Annotated in this window: 14 protein-coding genes and 1 tRNA gene; 13 read left to right on the top strand and 2 right to left on the bottom strand. The window is 69.7% G+C overall.

Going from position 1 to position 15,283, the window contains the following annotated elements:
• Nucleotides 1–2: 2 nt before the first annotated feature.
• Both ACYVJH_RS04390 and ACYVJH_RS04385 read left to right on the top strand, forming a co-directional pair.
• Nucleotides 3–1,412 carry a glycosyltransferase family 2 protein gene (locus tag ACYVJH_RS04390; protein WP_460453428.1) on the top strand — a complete coding sequence of 470 codons (1,410 nt, stop codon included), beginning with the start codon at nt 3–5 and terminating at the stop codon, nt 1,410–1,412.
• Entirely contained in the window at nt 1,409–2,320 is a 912-nt protein-coding gene (locus ACYVJH_RS04385; protein ID WP_460453427.1) for a hypothetical protein, read from the top strand. Before ACYVJH_RS04390 ends, ACYVJH_RS04385 begins: the two co-directional genes overlap by 4 nt.
• A 73-nt stretch (nt 2,321–2,393) precedes the next feature.
• On the opposite strand, the gene ACYVJH_RS04380 is transcribed toward ACYVJH_RS04385, so the two are convergent.
• Nucleotides 2,394–2,470, bottom strand: a tRNA-Pro gene (locus ACYVJH_RS04380).
• A gap of 131 nt (nt 2,471–2,601) precedes the next feature.
• Between ACYVJH_RS04380 and hisS the strand changes: the two genes are divergently transcribed.
• Both hisS and ACYVJH_RS04370 read left to right on the top strand, forming a co-directional pair.
• Entirely contained in the window at nt 2,602–3,990 is a 1,389-nt protein-coding gene (gene hisS, locus ACYVJH_RS04375) for a histidine--tRNA ligase (RefSeq protein ID WP_460453426.1), read from the top strand.
• A gap of 1 nt (nt 3,991) precedes the next feature.
• Entirely contained in the window at nt 3,992–5,890 is a 1,899-nt protein-coding gene (locus tag ACYVJH_RS04370; protein ID WP_460453425.1) for an HAL/PAL/TAL family ammonia-lyase, read from the top strand.
• A gap of 19 nt (nt 5,891–5,909) precedes the next feature.
• Here the strand turns inward: ACYVJH_RS04370 and ACYVJH_RS04365 are convergent, their stop codons facing one another.
• Nucleotides 5,910–7,721, bottom strand: coding sequence for a sensor domain-containing diguanylate cyclase (locus tag ACYVJH_RS04365; RefSeq protein ID WP_460453424.1), 1,812 nt, complete (start codon nt 7,719–7,721; stop codon nt 5,910–5,912).
• A 119-nt stretch (nt 7,722–7,840) separates the two neighbouring features.
• Here ACYVJH_RS04365 and ACYVJH_RS04360 point away from each other — a divergent pair, with 119 nt between their 5' ends.
• The 9 genes from ACYVJH_RS04360 to hisIE are packed head-to-tail and all read left to right on the top strand — an operon-like array spanning nt 7,841 to nt 15,267.
• On the top strand, nt 7,841–8,167 hold the full coding sequence (locus ACYVJH_RS04360) for a YerC/YecD family TrpR-related protein (RefSeq protein ID WP_188661753.1): 327 nt from the start codon (nt 7,841–7,843) through the stop codon (nt 8,165–8,167).
• A gap of 28 nt (nt 8,168–8,195) precedes the next feature.
• Complete coding sequence (hisG, locus tag ACYVJH_RS04355; protein ID WP_460453423.1) at nt 8,196–9,095, top strand: ATP phosphoribosyltransferase; 900 nt, start codon at nt 8,196–8,198, stop codon at nt 9,093–9,095.
• On the top strand, nt 9,092–10,390 hold the full coding sequence (gene hisD / locus ACYVJH_RS04350) for a histidinol dehydrogenase (protein ID WP_460453422.1): 1,299 nt from the start codon (nt 9,092–9,094) through the stop codon (nt 10,388–10,390). Before hisG ends, hisD begins: the two co-directional genes overlap by 4 nt.
• Nucleotides 10,387–11,469 carry a histidinol-phosphate transaminase gene (gene hisC, locus ACYVJH_RS04345; RefSeq protein WP_460453421.1) on the top strand — a complete coding sequence of 361 codons (1,083 nt, stop codon included), beginning with the start codon at nt 10,387–10,389 and terminating at the stop codon, nt 11,467–11,469. The genes hisD and hisC overlap by 4 nt, the downstream gene beginning before the upstream one ends.
• Nucleotides 11,466–12,554, top strand: a complete 1,089-nt coding sequence (hisB, locus tag ACYVJH_RS04340; RefSeq protein ID WP_460453420.1) for a bifunctional histidinol-phosphatase/imidazoleglycerol-phosphate dehydratase HisB — start codon at nt 11,466–11,468, stop codon at nt 12,552–12,554. The genes hisC and hisB overlap by 4 nt, the downstream gene beginning before the upstream one ends.
• Nucleotides 12,551–13,147 (top strand): imidazole glycerol phosphate synthase subunit HisH, encoded by a 597-nt coding sequence (gene hisH / locus ACYVJH_RS04335; RefSeq protein ID WP_460453419.1) that lies wholly within the window; start codon nt 12,551–12,553, stop codon nt 13,145–13,147. The genes hisB and hisH overlap by 4 nt, the downstream gene beginning before the upstream one ends.
• Nucleotides 13,147–13,896 carry a 1-(5-phosphoribosyl)-5-[(5-phosphoribosylamino)methylideneamino]imidazole-4-carboxamide isomerase gene (hisA, locus tag ACYVJH_RS04330; RefSeq protein ID WP_460453418.1) on the top strand — a complete coding sequence of 250 codons (750 nt, stop codon included), beginning with the start codon at nt 13,147–13,149 and terminating at the stop codon, nt 13,894–13,896. The genes hisH and hisA overlap by 1 nt, the downstream gene beginning before the upstream one ends.
• Nucleotides 13,890–14,666, top strand: coding sequence for an imidazole glycerol phosphate synthase subunit HisF (hisF, locus tag ACYVJH_RS04325; RefSeq protein WP_460453417.1), 777 nt, complete (start codon nt 13,890–13,892; stop codon nt 14,664–14,666). Before hisA ends, hisF begins: the two co-directional genes overlap by 7 nt.
• Entirely contained in the window at nt 14,656–15,267 is a 612-nt protein-coding gene (gene hisIE / locus ACYVJH_RS04320) for a bifunctional phosphoribosyl-AMP cyclohydrolase/phosphoribosyl-ATP diphosphatase HisIE (protein ID WP_460453416.1), read from the top strand. Before hisF ends, hisIE begins: the two co-directional genes overlap by 11 nt.
• Nucleotides 15,268–15,283 lie beyond the last annotated feature (16 nt).

Here is a 15,283-nt window from a genome sequence, read left to right as displayed (position 1 = left end):
CAATGTTGGATCAATCCCAGGCGCCCGCCCCTCTGGAGGGCGACGCCGGCGACATGCTGCTGGCCGACGATTCGATCGCGCGGCCCCGGCGCCAAGGCCTCTATCTGTCGGTGCCCACCAAGTTCGCCCTGGTGCTGGTGCTGGCCCTGGCATGGATGGCCGCCAGCGTCTGGCTGTCCCTTCCCTGGTTGCGCGAGCTCAGTCGCCTGGCGGGACTGCCGCTGGCGCTGGTCGCGATCGGCTTCATCGCCTACGTGCCCGGCTTCATGAATGCCTTCCTGGTCGGTTCGATCCTCAGCGACCGCCGCCCCAAACGACGCCTCGTGCTCCACTACCCCAAGGTGGACGTCCTGGTGGCCTGCTACAACGAACGCGACAACATCGCCGATACGCTGGCCAGCCTGGCCGCGCAGGACTACCCCGGGCTCATCCGCGTCACCCTGATCGACGACGGATCCACCGACGACACCCTGGCCCTGGCACGGGCCGAGACCCGGCACCTGGCCCAGCCTTCGGTGGAAATGCGGGTCATCGCGATGCCGTGCAACGGCGGCAAGGCCCGCGCCCTCAACCACGGGCTGGCACAAACCTCCGAGGCGCTGGTGATCACCGTTGACGGCGATTCCTACCTGCGCGCCGACGCCATCCGCAAGCTGGTCGAACGTTTCCTGTCCGACCCGCCCAACACCGTGGCGGTGGCCGGCGCCGTTTTGGTGCGCAACTCCCGCCGGAACTGGCTGACCCGGGCGCAGGAATGGGATTATTTCCACGGCATCGCGGCCGTCAAGCGCATGCAGAGCATGTACCACGGCACCCTGGTCGCGCAGGGCGCCTTCTCCCTGTATTCGCGGCCCGCGCTGGAGCAGGTGGGCGGTTGGCCCGAATGCGTGGGCGAAGACATCGTCGTCTCCTGGGCGCTGCTCGAGACCGGTGCTCGCCTGGGCTACTGCGAGGAGGCCTGCCTGTTCACCAAGGTGCCCGATCGCCTGGGCCAGTTCTCCCGCCAGCGCCAGCGCTGGTCACGCGGGCTGATGGAGGCGTTCGCGCGCCATGGCCGGCTCCTGTTCAAGCGGCGCCTGAGCACCCTGTTCATCTGGTGGAACCTGCTGTTCGTCCCGATGGACCTGGTCTATACGCTGGTCTTCATCCCGGGCGTGGTGGCGGCGTTCTTCGGCTACTACTGGATCGTCGGCATCATGACCCTGCTGGTCCTGCCGCTGGCGGCGATCTGGAACGCCATCATCTTCCGCGTCCAGCGCCGCATGTTGAACGGCCAGGGTATGAGCGTGCGCCGCAACATCCGTGGCTTCCTGGTCTACTCGCTGCTCTACACGGCCATTCTGCAGCCAGTCTGCGTCCTGGGCTATGCGGCCGAACTGCTGCGCCTGCGCAAGACCTGGGGCACCAAATGAGCGGCGGCGTCCACATGGTGCTGGCGGCGGCCCTGCTGGCCTCGTTTCCGGCGATGGTGCAGGCGTCGGACCCGGCGCTTCGGGCCGAGGGCTTCGTTTCCTCCGACTCCGATGGCAATGACGTGCAGCGCGCTTCGCTGGGCTGGGACTTCTCGCGCCGGGACATCGAACACTGGTGGGGCATGCGGGTGGAACACGCGCGCTATTCGGGCGATGGCTGGAGCCACGAGGAAGAACGCGTCTTCCTGCGTGCCGCCGGCGGTGAAGGCGGCTGGCGCTGGATGGGCGAGGCCGGCAGCAACGGCGACGACCTGCTGGGCAGCGCCAGCGTGTACAGCACCGACAAGCGCCGCAAGGAATTTTTCCTCGAGCGCGACGTGCTCGAAACCCGCCAGGGCGTTGAACGGGGCCTGGTCCACAGCTTTGCCGGCGCGGCCATCGACCTGCCGCTGTCCGAACGCTGGACCGCAACGGGCCTGGTCGGCCTGCAGGACTTCGGCGGCGACAACCTGCGCCGGCACCTGCGCGCCAACCTGATCTACGCGGTGGCGCCGGAGCAGGGCATCAGCTTGCAGCTGCGCCTGCGCCAGTTCAACGACAGCGACCCGAACGAAGCCGACTACTTCGCGCCCGGCCGCTACCGCCAGGCCCTGGGCGTGGTGTCCATGCGCCGGTTCTTCGGCGACGGCTACCAGCTGCGGGCCACGGCCGGCTACGGCCGCCAGGACTTCACCGGCCTTGGCAGCCAGCCTTCGCGGCTGCTGGAGCTGGATTTCCAGACCCCGAAGACCGGAGGCCACTTCCTGAGGGCCACCGCCGGTTACTCCGACGCGCCGGGCAACAACGCCAGCCAGGGCGCGGGCTACCGCTACCGCTACGTGAGGGTCGAGGGCGTCTGGGAGTTCTGATCCGGCGCAGCCCCGGGGCAGGGCGCCGGGCAAAAAAAAGGGGCTGCCTGCGGGCAGCCCTTTTTGCGATCGATGGTCGGGGAGACAGGATTTGAACCTGCGACTTCTACGTCCCGAACGTAGCGCTCTACCAGGCTGAGCTACACCCCGAGGGATCGAGCCGGCAATTCTAGGGACTCGGGCCGCTTTGGGCAAGCCCGGCGTGCCGGGCGGCAGCCCGGGGACGCGCCCCGACGGCCGCAGCCGCTAGAATGCGGGGGTTCGCCCTGGAGTCGCCCGCCTTGATCAAGCCCCGCACCACGCCCGGGGTCATGGAGCTGCTGCCCCGTGACCAGATTGCCTTCCAGCGCATGCTGGACGTCATCCGCCGCAACTACGAACGCTTCGGCTTCCTGCCGGTGGAAACGCCGGTGTTCGAGCTGTCCGAAGTGCTGCTGACCAAGACCGGCGGCGAAACCGAGCGGCAGGTGTATTTCGTGCAGTCCACCGGCGCCCTCAGCAATGCCGCCGAAAGCGGGGGAGGCCAGCCCGAGCTGGCCCTGCGCTTTGACCTGACCGTGCCGCTTGCCCGCTACGTGGCCCAGCACGAACACGACCTGGCCTTCCCGTTCCGGCGTTACCAGATCCAGCGCGTATACCGCGGTGAACGCGCCCAGCGCGGCCGCTTCCGCGAGTTCTACCAGTGCGACATCGACGTCATCGGAAAGGACGCGCTCAGCGTGCGCCACGACGCCGAGATGCCGGCCGTCATCCACGCCGTTTTCTCCGAGCTGGGCGTGGGTGATTTCACCATCCAATTGAACAACCGCAAGCTGCTGCGCGGCTTCTTCGAAAGCCTGGGCATCGCCGAGGGCGAGCGCCAGGCCCTGGTGCTGCGCGAGATCGACAAGCTCGACAAGCGCGGCGCCGACGCGGTGCGCGCGACGCTCACGGGTCCGGATTTCGGCCTGGCCGACGAGGTCGCAGACAGGATCATGGCCTTCGTGCAGGTGCGTTCGAGCTCGCACGACGATGCCCTGGCGCGCCTGGACGCGCTGGGCACCGGCAATGCCACCCTGGCCGAGGGCGTGGCCGAGCTGCGCGAGGTCATCGAGCTTCTCAAGGCCCAGGGCGTGCCGGACACCGACTACGCGGTCAACTTCTCCATTGCCCGCGGCCTCGATTACTACACCGGCACCGTCTACGAGACCACGCTAGACGACCATCCGCAGATCGGCTCGGTCTGTTCGGGCGGACGCTACGAAAACCTGGCCAGCCACTACACCAAGTCCAGGCTGCCGGGCGTGGGTATCTCCATCGGCGCCACGCGCCTGTTCTTCCAGCTGCGCGAGGCCGGCATCCTGTCCACCGCGGAAAGTTCGGTGGACGTCATGGTCGGCCTGATGGACGAAGTGCGCCTGGCCGATTCGCTCGACATCGCCCGCCAGCTGCGCGGCGCCGGCATCAATGCCGAAGTACAGATGGAAGGCAAGAAGCTGGCCAAGCAGTTCCAGTACGCCGACAAGGCCGGCATCCGCTTCGTGGTGCTGTACGGCGAAGACGAGGCCGCGCGCAACGTGGTCACGGTCAAGGACCTGCGCGCCAAGGAGCAGTTCGAGGTCGCCCGCGACGACCTGGCCAAGACCCTGCGCGTGGAAATCGAACAACAGCGCGCCATGGGAGGCGTCTGACATGAAGCCGATCACCCTCGACGGCCGCAGCCTCAACCGCGCCCAGGTCGCCGAAATCGCCCACGGCGCGCCGGTCACCCTCGATGCCGGGCAGATGCAGGCGGTGCAACGCGCCGCTGACTTCCTGGCCGACCAGGTCAAGAAGCAGGAACCGATCTACGGCGTCTCCACCGGCTTTGGTTCCAACGCCGACAAGCTGCTGGGTTCGCGCCGCGTGCGCCACGGCATGCCGGGCGCCGCCGAGACCGACGAAACCGTGCTCGAGGAGCTGCAGCGCAACCTCATCGTCACCCACGCCGTTTGCGTGGGCGAACCCTTCGCGCCCGACGTGGTGCGCGCCATGCTGGCGATCCGCATCAACACCCTGATGATGGGCCACTCGGGCATCCGCCCGCAGGTGCTCGAGGCCCTGGCCGCGATGCTCAACGCCGGCATCGTGCCGGTGGTGCCGCGCAAGGGCAGCGTCGGCGCCAGCGGCGACCTGGCGCCGCTGTCGCACCTGGCGATCGTGCTGCTCGGTGGCGGCGAGGCCTTCTACGACGGTGAACGTATTCCCGGCGCCGAGGCCCTGGCCCGCGCCGGCCTGGCGCCGGTGAAGCTGTCGCACAAGGAAGGCCTGGCACTGAACAACGGCACCGCCCAGATGCTGGCCACCGCCGTGCTGGCGATCGAAAAACTCGAAGACCTGCTCGACACCGCCGACCTGGCCGCGGCGATGACGCTCGACGCCTTCGCCGGTCGCCTGCGCGCCTTCGACCCGCACGTGCACGCGCTGCGCCCGCATCCGGGTCAGGTGCACGTGGCGCACCAGCTGCGCCGCCTGCTGGCCGGCTCCACGCTCTCGGACATCGCCTACCACCTGGTGCCGAAATTCCGCTCCTGGTTGCCCGAAAGCTGGTCCGATCCGGAGCAGCAGGCCCTGAGTTTCGACATCGGCTGGGACTGGGTGCCGCTGACCCAGCGCCACGGCCGCGAACGGTTCTACCAGCGCTTCCGGCCTTTCCGCGGCGGCAAGAAACACCAGCCCCAGGACAGCTACTCCCTGCGCTGCATCCCGCAGGTGCACGGCGCCGTGCGTGATGCGCTCGAACAGGCCAAGCGCGTGGTCGACATCGAGCTCAATGCCGTCACCGACAACCCGCTGCTGTTCCCGGGCCTGGAAGGCGCGAAGGAAATCGAGGACCAGGTGGTTTCCGCCGGCCACTTCCACGGCATGCCGCTGGCGCTGGCCATGAGCTATCTCAAGGCCGCCATCCCGGTGCTCGCATCGATTTCCGAGCGCCGACTCAACAAGCTGGTCGACCCGGCCACCAACGACGGCCTGCCGGCCTTCCTGATCGGCAACGAGGACGGCACCGAAAGCGGCTTCATGATCGTGCAGTACACCGCCGCCGCGCTGGTGAACGACCTGGCCAGCCGGGCACACCCGGCCAGCGTGTATTCCATCCCGACCTCGGCCAACGCCGAGGACCACGTGTCCATGGGTGCCAACGAAGGCCGGCACGTGCTGGAGATGGTGGAAGACCTTGCCCACGTGCTGGCGCTGGAGCTCTACACCGCCGCCCAGGCCCTGGACTATCGCCGCGACATGATCAACGCCGCCCGCGCCCTGGCGCGCGCCTCAGACGCCGAAGGGCTTGCGACCAAGGTGCAGGGCGCGCCCTTGCCCGGGCACGCCGACCGCGCGCCGTTCCTGGAAGAAGTCGAAGGCCTGCGCCGCGAGTTGGCCGAATCGGCCGAGTTCGAACCCGGTGTCGCCGTGCGCGCCGCCTGGGCCGCGCTGCGCGATGCCATCCCCTTCATGCCGCGTGACCGGGCGATGGATGGCGATGTGGCGACGGCGGTTCAGTTGGTGAAGCAGGGCAAGCTGCTCTCGGCGGCGCGCCACTCGCTCCTGTAACGGGGCGCTCGGGAATTTCCTAGGTCGTGACGTCCTCGGCCGCGTGCACGCAGTTGCGGCCGCGGTCCTTGGCGGCGTACAGGGCGTCGTCGGCACGGTGCAGGGCCTCGTCCACGCCGATGCCGGTGCCCGGGTGCAGCACGAAGGCGCCGATGCTGGCGCTGATGCCGATGTTGCTGCCGGCGTAGCGCACGGGTTCGCTGCAGATGCGCACGCGCAGCTGTTCGGCCAGGTGCAGCAGGCGGTCGCCCTGCATGTCGGGGATCACCGCCACGAACTCCTCGCCGCCAAAGCGCGCGGTCACCGCGCCGTGCACCGACAGCGTGTCGCCCAGGCAGCGGCCCAGCCAGCGCAGGCACTCGTCGCCGGCGAGGTGGCCGTAGGTGTCGTTGACGCGCTTGAAGTGGTCCAGGTCGATCAGCAGGACGCCCAGCGCCTGGCGGTGTTCGGCGGCATGGTGCATCTGGTGCTCGAAAACGTCGCGGAAATGCCGCCGGTTGAACAGGCCGGTGAGGGCGTCGCGCCGGTTCGATTCGCGCAGGCGCTGGTTGGCCTCGGCCAGTTGTTCGAGCGCGGTGCTCAACTCGGAGGTCCGGCGGGCGACGTGGCGTTCAAGCTGCTCGTTGTGTTCGCGCACCAGGGTTTCGTTTTCGCTGCGCAGGCGCGCGTAGCGGTAGGCCAGGGCGAAGGACAGCAGGATCATTTCCAGCGCCGAGCCGATCTGGATGCCGTATTCGGTGAAGAAGCCCTTCTGCAGCAGGCCGAACGACACCGAGGCATACAGCGCCGTACCCAGCAGCAGGCTTCCCCAGGCCATCAGGAAGATCTTGGCCGGTGCGTAGCCGCGGCGGATGGAGATGAAGGTCAGCACCAGGATGAACATGGCGCCCGGGAACACGGCCAGGGTCATCGGCAGGACCACGGTGCGGTATTCGAGCACCAACGAACCCAGGCCCATCAGCACGTAGAAGGCGATGATGGCCAGCGAGGCGCGGTTGGCCCAGGGCAGGCGGTCGCGCAGTTCCAGGAACACCCGGCAGAACTGGTGCATGGCGACCTGCGAGATCGCCATGGAAAGTGGTATCGAATGGTTGGCCAGCCAGGGGGAGTTCGGCCACAGGTATTCGAAGGACAGGCCATTCAGGCACAGCATGACCAGGCCGAAGCCGGCGACGTGGAACATGTACCAGAAATGGCTGGCGTCACGCAGCGACAGCCACAGCACCAGGTTGTAGAAGAACAGCGCCACCAGGATGCCGTAGAAAAGGCCGATGCCGAACTGCGAGTCGCGCTCCATCTCGGCGAAGGCGGTCGGCGTGTAGAGCACCAGCGGGACCTGCAGCGAGCTTCGGCTGGATACGCGCACCATCACTTCCACGCGGCTGCGCTGGGGCAGGTCGAGCCAGAAGTTGGGGTGCCGGTAGCGGATGCTGCGGGCCGAGAACGGCAGGCTGTCGCCCGACGCCATGTGCTCGACCCGGCCGTTGGGGTAGCGCAGGTACAGGTCGACGTTGTCGAGCAGCGGGTAGTGCAGCACCAGCAGCCAGCGCTGCAGGCTGGCGTGGCTGTTGAAGAGCTCGGCGTGGAACCAGTAAGCGCCTCCGGTGAAACCAAAGGTGCTGCTGCCGTCGGGCAGGGGTTCGAATTCGCCGCGCCCGGCGCGGGCGAACATGGCGGCGGCGTCGGCGCGGCCATCCGGGTCAACGGCATAGACCAGGTGCGGCGTCAGCCGGACGAGGTCGGTGTTCTCATCCAGCAGGGCAGGCTGGGCCCGGGCCGGGGAGGCCGCGGCGGCCAGCAGCAGCGCCAGGAACACCGTAATTAGACGCATAGCGGCTGAATTCCCCCGAGTCCGGGCCACTTTAGTCCCCGGGGGAGGGGATGACCAGCCGAAAGGGTCTCGTTTTCCTTCTTGACAATGTAATAGCGCGTTATTACATTAGCCCGACCATGAAACGCCGCGACCCCGCCACCCGCCCCGACGACGCCGACCTGGACGCCCTGGTCGGCGCCCTGCTCAGCCTGCGCGAGCCGGCGGAACTGCGCGCCTTCCTGGACGACCTGTGCACCCCCGCCGAGCTCGAGGCCCTGTGCGACCGCTGGCGGGTCATCCCGCTGCTGCAGCAGGGCGTGCCCTACCGGGAAATCCACGACCGCACCGGCGTCAGCGTCACCACCATCGGCCGCGTCGCGCGTTGCCTTGAACGCGGCGCCGGCGGCTACCGCCTGGCCGCGGAACGTCACGAACAAAACCTGCCGCACGACGCGGCGCACTGAATTTCCCTTTCAAGTAAACGGAGGCGTCATGAGGACGCACGACCGACTGCGCATTGCCATCCAGAAATCCGGCCGCCTGTCCGATCCTGCCCGCGACCTGCTCGCGCGGGCCGGCCTGGCGTTCCGGGAAAGCCGCGACCGCCTGTTCTGCTATGGCGAATCGCTGCCCATCGACCTGCTGCTGGTGCGTGACGACGACATCCCCGGCCTGATCGCCGAAGGGACCTGCGACCTGGGCGTGGTCGGCCAGAACGTACTTGAAGAGCAGGCGCTCGAGCGTGCCGCCAGTGGCCAGCCCGAGGCCTACCGGGCCATCCGCGACCTGGGTTTTGGCCGCTGCCGCCTGTCGGTGGCGGTGCCCAACGAGTGGCAATGGCCGGGCCCCGAACGCCTGGCCGGCCTGCGCATCGCCACCAGCTATCCCCAGCTGCTGGCGCGCTGGCTGCAGGGGCAGGGCGTGCAGGCCGACCCCGTGGTGCTGTCTGGCTCGGTCGAAATCGCCCCGCGCCTGGGCAAGGCCGAAGCCATCTGCGACCTGGTGTCCACCGGCGCCACGCTCATGGCCAACCAGCTCAAGGAAGCCGCCATCGTGTTCGAAAGCCAGGCGGTGCTGGCCGCACCCGCGCAGCCGTTTGGCGACGCGCGCGCGGAGCTGGCGGCGATGCTGCTGCGCCGCCTTGACGCGGTCTTGAGCGTGCGAGCCAGCAAACTGGTGCTGTTCCAGGCCGCGCGCGAGGCCGTGCCGGGCCTGCTCAAACTGCTGCCCGACGCCGAACCGCCCACCGTGATGGCCATCGAAGGCCAGCGCGACCAGGTGGCCCTGCAGGCCCTGTGCCGCAGCGCCATGACCTGGCAGCGACTGGAAGACATGAAACGCGCCGGGGCCACGGGCCTGCTGGTGCTGCCGGTGGAGCAGATGCTGCAATGAAACGACTGGACTGGACGGCCCTGGATCCACAAGCGCGCGCCCGCGCGCTCGAGCGCCCCGGCGGCGGCGAGCAGGACGACCTGGAGGCGGCCGTTCGCCGCATCTTCAACCAGGTGCGCGCCGACGGCGACGGTGCGCTGCGCGCGCTGACCCGGCGCTTCGACAATGTCGAGATCGCCGACTTCGCGGTCAGCGAGGCCGAGTTCGCCGAGGCCGAAGCCGGGCTCGACCCGGCGCTGCGTACGGCGATGCGCGATGCCATCGGCCGCCTGAAGGCCTGGCACAGCGCCGGCATGGGCAAGGGGTTTGAAGTGGAGACCGCGCCGGGGGTTTCCTGCGGACGCATGCTGCGGCCGATCGCGCGCGTTGGCCTGTACGTGCCCGCGGGCTCGGCGCCGCTGCCGTCCACCGCGCTGATGCTGGGCGTGCCGGCGTCGTTGGCGGGCTGCCCGCAGGTGGTGCTGTGCACGCCGCCGCGCGCCGACGGCCGGGCCGACCCGGCGGTGCTGGTGGCCGCGAAGCTGTGCGGCATCGGCCAGGTGTTCAAGCTCGGCGGCGCCCAGGCGATCGCCGCCATGGCCCTGGGCACCGACAGCGTGCCGCGCTGCGACAAGCTGTTCGGCCCGGGCAATCGCTACGTCACGGCCGCCAAGCAGTTCGCCGCCATGATGGCTGGCGGCCCGGCGATCGACATGCCCGCCGGCCCGTCAGAAGTCCTGGTGATCGCCGACGCCGGCGCGCTGCCGGAACACGTGGCTGCCGACCTGCTGTCCCAGGCCGAACACGGCCCGGATTCGCAGGTCATCCTGGCCACTGATTCGCCGGCCCTGCTCGACGCGGTCGGGCTCGAGGTCCGTCGCCAGCTGGCCGGCCTGCCGCGCCGGGACATCGCCGAGAGTGCCCTGCAGCACGCCCGCCTGGTCCTGGTCGACAATCTTGACGATGCCTTCTCGCTCTCGAACGACTACGCGCCGGAACACCTGATCCTGGCCCTGCGCGAACCCCGTGCCTGGCTGGAGAAAGTGCAAAGTGCCGGCTCGGTGTTCTTGGGCGACTACGCGCCCGAGGGCCTGGGCGACTATTGCTCGGGCACCAACCACGTGCTGCCGACCAATGGCGCCGCCCGCGCTTGGAGTGGCGTCAGCGTGGCCAGTTTCCAGAAGACGATCAGCTTCCAGGAGGTCAGCCGGGAAGGGCTGGCCGCCATCGGACCCTGTGCGGTGGTCATGGCGCGGGCCGAAGGCCTGGAGGCGCACGCGCAGTCGGTGCTCCGGCGCCTGGCGGGTGCGGCATGAACCCGCTGCTGGAACTGGTACGCGACGACCTGCGCGCCTTCGCCGGTTACGCCTCGGCGCGCCGCAGCGGCACCAGCGGCAGCATCTGGCTCAACGCCAACGAAAGCGCCTGGCGTAACCCGGCCGACGGCGGCCTCGGCGCGAACCGTTACCCCGATCCCCAGCCGGAGGCCCTGCGCGCCAGGCTGGGCGAGCTCTATGGTGTGCGCGCCGAGCAGGTGCTGGTGGGTCGCGGCAGCGACGAAGCCATCGACCTGCTGGTGCGCGCCCTGTGCCGCCCGGGCAAGGACGCCGTGGTGATCGCGCCGCCGGTGTTCGGCATGTACGCCGTCAGCGCGCGCCTGCAGGGCGCGCCCATGGTCGAAGTGCCGCTGCGCGACGGCGCCGATGGCTTTGAATGCGATCTCGACGCCCTGGCCAACGCCGCCATCGCCCATGGCGCCAAACTGGTGTTCGTGTGTTCGCCGGCCAACCCGACCGGCCAGGCCGTCGCCGCCGGCGACCTGCTCGATCTGGCGCGGCGACTGGCCGGGCGCGCGCTGGTGGTGGTGGACGAAGCCTATGGCGAATTCAGCGACCAGCCGTCGCTGGCCCGCGACATCGACGTCCAGCCGAACCTGGCCGTGCTGCGCACGCTGTCCAAGGCGCACGCACTGGCGGCGGCGCGCATCGGTTGCCTGCTGGCCGATGCGGGCCTGGTGCAGGTGCTGCGCAATTGCCAGGCGCCGTATCCGCTGCCTTCGCCCTGTGTGCAGCTGGCGCTGGCCGGACTGTCCGGGCAGGCGCTGGCATTGACCCGCCAGTACGTGCAGGCCGTTCGCGCCGAGCGCGAGCGCCTGCGCGTCGAGCTGGCGGCCTGTCCGGGCGTGCGCCGCGTGTATGCCTCGCAGGGCAATTACCTGCTGGCGCGGTTCGAGGACGCCGGGCTGGCCTTCGCCCGCCTGCTGGCGGCTGGCGTGGTGGTGCGCGACATGCGCGCCTCGCCGCAGCTGGCCGACGCATTGCGCATCAGCATCGGCAAGGCCGAGGAAAACGACGCGGTGCTTGCTGCCCTGCGGGCGGGGAGGGCAGCGGCATGAGCGGCCAGCGCATCCTGTTCGTCGACCGCGACGGAACGATCATCGAAGAGCCCTCCGACTTCCAGGTGGACGCCTTCGAGAAAGTGCGTTTCGTGGAGGGCGTGATCCCGGCCATGCTGCAGCTGCGCGACGCCGGCTGGCAGTTCGTCATGGTCACCAACCAGGACGGCCTGGGCACGCCGTCCTTCCCGCGCGAACAGTTCGAAGGCCCGCAGGCGCTTGTCATCCAGGTGCTGGCGTCGCAGGGCATCGTTTTCCGCGACGTGCTGGTGGACGAGAGCTTCGAACACGAGAACAAACCCACCCGCAAGCCCGAACTGGGCCTGCTGATGGACTACCTGCGCGACCGCTCCATCGACCTGGCCAACTCGGCCGTGGTCGGCGATCGCGACACCGACCTGCAGCTGGCGCGCAACCTGGGCTGCCGTGGATTCCGCCTGGCACCCGGGCCGGATACCTGGGCCGGCATCGCCCACGCGCTGGCCAACGCGCCCCGCACTGCGGTGGTGGAGCGCAACACCAAGGAAACCCGCGTCCGCGTTGCGGTGGACCTCGACCAGCCGGCCGACCCGAAGGTCAGCACCGGCCTGGGCTTTTTCGACCACATGCTCGAGCAGCTCGGTAAACACGGCGGCTTCGCGCTCGACCTGCGCTGCGAAGGTGACTTGCACATCGACGAACACCACACCGTAGAAGACTGCGCCCTGGCCCTGGGTCAGGCCCTGCGCGAAGCCCTGCAGGACAAACGCGGCGTCGGCCGTTATGGCGATTCGGTCGGCCGCGGTGCGATAACGCTTCCGATGGACGAAACCCTGGCCGGTGCGGCGGTGGATCTTTCCGGGCGGCCGTACTTCGTCTTCGAGGGCAGCTTCGCCCGCAGCGAGGTCGGCGGGCTGTCGACCGAACTGGTGCCGCACTTCTTCCGGTCGCTGGCCGACGAGGCGCGTGTGAGCCTGCACCTGCGCGTGCAGGGCGAGAACAGCCACCACCAGGTCGAGGCCTGCTTCAAGGCAGTCGCGCGTGCGCTGCGCAAGGCCATGCGTCGCGAGGGCCGCGAGCTGCCCACCACCAAGGGCGTGCTGTGAAGGTCGTGCTGGTCGATTCCGGCGGCGCCAACCTCGGCTCCGTGCGTTATGCCCTGGAACGCCTGGGCGTGGCGCCGGTGGTAAGCGGCGACGCCAAGGTCATCGCCGCCGCCGATCGCGTGATCCTGCCCGGTGTCGGCGCCGCCGCGCCCGGCATGGCCCGCCTGCGCGAGCTCGACCTGGTGCCGACCCTGCGCGCGCTGGAAAAGCCGCTGCTGGGCATCTGCCTGGGCATGCAGCTGCTGTTCGAGTCGTCCGAAGAAGGCGGGGTGGAGTGCCTGGGCCTGCTGCCCGGCCGCGTTCGCCGCATGCAGCCGGCCGCCGGCCTGCGGGTTCCGCACATGGGCTGGAACCGCCTGCGGCCGCGCGGCGACAGCCCGCTGCTTGATGGCATTCCCGACGGCGCCCAGGTGTACTTCGTGCACGGTTATGCCGCGCCCGTCGACGCCAACACCCTCGCCAGCAGCGAACACGGCGATGAATTCGCCGCCCTCGTGCAGTGCGGCCTGGTCGCCGGCGCCCAGTTCCACCCGGAGCGTTCGGCCGGCTTCGGTGCCCGCTTGCTGGCCAACTTCATCGAGCGGGGCCTGTGATGTCCGACTTCCTCCTTTACCCCGCCATCGACGTGCGCGACGGTCGCGTCGTGCGCCTGCGCCAGGGAGACTATGCGCAGGAAACCCGCTACCCGGCCGACCCCTTCGAGCTGGCGCGGCAGTACGCCCGGGACGGTGCCACCTGGCTGCACCTGGTGGACCTGGACGCCGCCCGCGCCGGGGGATACACGCTGGCGCCGCTGCTGCGCCGGCTGAAGGCCGAGACGCCGCTGAAGGTGCAAACCGGCGGCGGCGTGCGCGCCGAAGCCGACGTGGAATCGCTGCTCGAGGCCGGCGCCGATCGCGTCGTGGTGGGCTCGCTGGCCGTGCGCGAAACCGGGCGCGTGGCGTCCTGGGTGGCGCGTTACGGCGCCGCGCGCCTGACCCTGGCGCTCGATACCCGACGCGACGCCGAGGGTCGCTGGCGCCTGCCCGTGCATGGCTGGACCGAAGACGGCAGCAAGGAGCTGGACGTACTCGCCGCCGCCTACGACGAAGTCGGCCTGCGCCACCTGCTGTGCACCGACATCAGCCGCGACGGCATGCTGTCGGGCCCGAACATCGAGCTCTACCGCTACCTGTGCCTGCGTTTCCCGCGCCTGGCCGTGCAGGCATCGGGCGGCGCCCGCGACCTGGCCGACGTCGCCGCCGCCCGCGAGGCCGGCTGCAGCGGCATCGTGCTGGGCAAGGCCCTGCTGGACGGCAAGCTGGACCTGCGCGACGCGCTGGCGGAGGCCCCGCCATGCTGAGCCGCCGCATCATTCCCTGCCTGGACGTGCGCGACGGCGAGGTGGTCAAGGGCGTGCGCTTCCGCGACCACGTAGTCATGGGCGCCATCGAGGACCTGGCCCTGCGCTACCGTGACGAGGGCGCCGACGAGCTGGTGTTCTACGACATCACCGCCAGCCCGCAGGGCCGCGGCGTCGACGTCGGCTGGGTCGAACGCGTGGCCCGGCTGCTGGACATTCCGTTCTGCGTCGCCGGCGGCATCCGTTCGGTGCAGCAGGCGCGGGCCGTGCTGCATGCCGGCGCCGACAAGGTGTCGGTGAATACGCCGGCGCTGGACCACCCGGCGCTGGTGTCGGAACTTGCGGCCGAGTTCGGCGTCCAGTGCGTGGTGGTCGGCATCGACAGCCTGCGCGACGCCGACGGCGAATGGCGCGTCCGCGCCTACACCGGCGACCCCGACCGCACCCAGGCGCTGCCGCGCCGCACCCTGGACTGGGTGGACGAGGTGCAGGCCCTGGGCGCCGGCGAGATCGTGCTCAACTGCATGGGCGCCGACGGCGTGCGCGGTGGTTACGACATCGAGCAGCTGCAGGCGGTGCGGGCGATTTGCCGGGTGCCGCTGGTGGCCTCGGGCGGCGCCGGTGAAGCGGCGCACTTCGTCGCTGCCTTCGAACGGGCCGACGTCGACGCCGCCCTGGCGGCCAGCGTATTCCACGCCGGCAGCGTGCGGATCCGGGAACTCAAATCCACGCTGCGCACGCGCGGCATCGAGGTGCGTGATGACGCCTGAACAGATCGACGCCCTGGCCTGGGGCAAGCAGCAGGGCCTGCTGCCGGCCATCGTGCAGGACGCCAATGACCACCGGGTGCTGATGCTGGGTTACATGGACCGCGCCGCGCTCGACGCCACCCTGGCCACCGGCCGGGTCACCTTCTACAGCCGCAGCAAGCAGCGCCTGTGGATGAAGGGCGAGTCCACCGGCAACGTGCTGGCGCTGGTGTCGGTGCAGGCGGACTGCGACGCCGACACCCTGCTGGTGACGGCGCGTCCCGCCGGCCCGACCTGCCACCTGGACCGGGCCAGCTGTTTCCCCGATGCCCCCAGCGCCTTCCTGCCCCAGCTCGACAGCCTGGTCGCACGTCGCGAACGCGAGCGCCCGGCGGGCAGCTACAGCAGCCGGCTGTTCGCCGACGGTACCCGCCGGATCGCCCAGAAGGTGGGCGAGGAAGGCGTGGAAACCGCGCTGGCCGCCGTCGCCCAGGACGATGCGGCCTTGCTCGGCGAAGCCGCCGACCTGGCTTTCCACCTGCTGGTGCTGCTGCGTTCGCGCGGCTTGGGCCTGGCCGACGTGGAAGCCGTACTGCGCGATCGCCACGCCGCGGCGGGCTGAGGGCAGGGCGGCGGCG

Source organism: Arenimonas aestuarii, assembly GCF_054781715.1.
The sequence above is the reverse complement of the archived record's forward strand: the minus strand, read 5'-3'. Positions and strand labels throughout refer to the sequence as shown.

Excerpts from the sequence above, each read along its gene's own strand:
- hisB (WP_460453420.1), top strand. The coding sequence starts at position 11,466 with ATGAGCGGCCAGCGCATCCTGTTCGTCGACCGCGACGGAACGATCATC.
- hisF (WP_460453417.1), top strand. The coding sequence starts at position 13,890 with ATGCTGAGCCGCCGCATCATTCCCTGCCTGGACGTGCGCGACGGCGAG.
- ACYVJH_RS04360 (WP_188661753.1), top strand. The coding sequence starts at position 7,841 with ATGAAACGCCGCGACCCCGCCACCCGCCCCGACGACGCCGACCTGGAC.
- ACYVJH_RS04370 (WP_460453425.1), top strand. The coding sequence starts at position 3,992 with ATGAAGCCGATCACCCTCGACGGCCGCAGCCTCAACCGCGCCCAGGTC.
- hisIE (WP_460453416.1), top strand. The coding sequence starts at position 14,656 with ATGACGCCTGAACAGATCGACGCCCTGGCCTGGGGCAAGCAGCAGGGC.
- ACYVJH_RS04385 (WP_460453427.1), top strand. The coding sequence starts at position 1,409 with ATGAGCGGCGGCGTCCACATGGTGCTGGCGGCGGCCCTGCTGGCCTCG.
- hisC (WP_460453421.1), top strand. The coding sequence starts at position 10,387 with ATGAACCCGCTGCTGGAACTGGTACGCGACGACCTGCGCGCCTTCGCC.
- ACYVJH_RS04390 (WP_460453428.1), top strand. The coding sequence starts at position 3 with ATGTTGGATCAATCCCAGGCGCCCGCCCCTCTGGAGGGCGACGCCGGC.
- hisA (WP_460453418.1), top strand. The coding sequence starts at position 13,147 with ATGTCCGACTTCCTCCTTTACCCCGCCATCGACGTGCGCGACGGTCGC.
- hisD (WP_460453422.1), top strand. The coding sequence starts at position 9,092 with ATGAAACGACTGGACTGGACGGCCCTGGATCCACAAGCGCGCGCCCGC.
- ACYVJH_RS04365 (WP_460453424.1), bottom strand. The coding sequence starts at position 7,721 with ATGCGTCTAATTACGGTGTTCCTGGCGCTGCTGCTGGCCGCCGCGGCC.
- hisG (WP_460453423.1), top strand. The coding sequence starts at position 8,196 with ATGAGGACGCACGACCGACTGCGCATTGCCATCCAGAAATCCGGCCGC.